This window comes from Streptomyces sp. OfavH-34-F (assembly GCF_022347745.1).
Taxonomy (GTDB): Bacteria; Actinomycetota; Actinomycetes; order Streptomycetales; family Streptomycetaceae; genus Streptomyces.
On the sequence record NZ_JAKRGC010000607.1, the window covers coordinates 1 to 1,500 of the forward strand.

Genomic DNA, 1,500 nt, shown 5'->3' on the forward strand with positions numbered 1-1,500 from the left:
TCCTCGGCCCCGCCCTGGACGACCGCGCCCTGCCCGCCCTGGTCCCGCCCGCCGCCCGCGCCGGCCGCCCCCTCATCGCCTGCGCCCTCCTCCTGGCCGCCCTCTTCGCCACCACCACCGTCGCCGGGCTCCTGCGCGACCCCCTCCACCTCGACGCCGCCGCCCGCCTCGCCGCCCCCGGCCTCGACCACCCCCTGGGCACCGACTCCCTCGGGCGCGACGTCCTCGCCCGCCTCGGCCACGGAGCCGCCCGCACCGTGCTGACCGCCCTGGCCGTCGCCGCCGCCACCCTCGTCATCGGCCTCGTCCTGGGAGCCCTGCGCGCCACCGCGCTCACCGAGACCGCCAACGCCCTGCCCGCGATCCTCACCGGCCTCCTCGTCGCCGGGATCGCCGGGCCCGGACCGTGGAGCGCGGCGGCGGCCGTCACCGCGGTCGCCTGGGCCCCGCTCGCCGCCCACACCAGCGCCCTCTGCGCCCAGGAACGCGCGGCCCCCCACCTCGCCGCCGCCCGCGCCCTCGGCGCGGGACGACTCCACCTGCTGCGCCGCCACCTGCTGCCCGGCATCCTGCCGCCCGTGGTCCGGCACGCCGTCCTGCGCGTCCCCGCCCTCGCCCTGGCCCTCGCCTCGCTCGGCTTCCTCGGCCTCGGCACCGCTCCGCCCGCACCCGAGTGGGGGCGCATGCTCTCGGAGAACCTCCCCTACGCCGAACGCGCCCCCTGGCCGGTCCTCGCCCCCGCCGCGGCCCTCGCCGTTCTCGGCGTCCTGACCGTCCTCACGGCCGCGGCCGTGCGGGGCCGGACCGGCCGGAACGCCACCCGATGAGCCCCGCCACCACCCCGTACCTGCGCCTCCTCACCACCACCCAGCTCGCCTTCAACATCGGCTTCTACGCCGTCCTGCCCTACCTCGCCACCCACCTCGGCACCGGCCTCGGCATGACCGGCTGGCTCGTCGGCCTCGTCCTCGGCCTGCGCACCTTCAGCCAGCAGGGCCTCTTCGTCGTCGGCGGGGCGCTCACCGACCGGTACGGCCCCCGCCCCGTCGTCCTCGCCGGCTGCGCCCTGCGCATCGCCGGGTTCGGCTGGCTCGCCTTCGCCTCCTCCACCGCCGGCGTCATCGGCGCCGTCGTCCTCACCGGACTGGCCGCCGCCCTCTTCTCGCCCGCCGTCGAGTCCGAGACCGCGCGCGAAGCCGTCCGCCACGAACGGCTCACCGGCACCCCGCGCGCCCGGGTCCTCGCCCGCTTCTCCGCCGCCGGACAGGCCGGCGCCTTCCTCGGGCCGCTCATCGGGTCGCTGCTGCTGCTCCTCGACGACGGCTTCCGCGCGGCCTGCCTCGCCGGCGCCCTCGTCTTCACCGCGGTCCTCACCGGCAACTTCGACCAGCCCTCGCACGCCCTCATGCGCGAACTCGCCGAGTCCCCGCGCTGGCGCGGGCGCCTGGGCGGCCTGCTGCGCCACGCGGACGCCGTGCTCAGCCCCGCCGGATACCTGGA

The 1,500-nt window shown here is 78.3% G+C and carries 2 protein-coding genes; both read left to right on the plus strand.

What is annotated here, in order from left to right:
- Positions 1-827: ABC transporter permease subunit (locus tag MHW47_RS35355; protein WP_239227898.1), on the plus strand; the 827-nt coding region annotated here is incomplete at its 5' end.
- The coding region (locus MHW47_RS35360; RefSeq protein ID WP_239227899.1) for an MFS transporter at positions 824-1,500 on the plus strand (677 nt) is incomplete at its 3' end. The genes MHW47_RS35355 and MHW47_RS35360, both read left to right, overlap by 4 nt.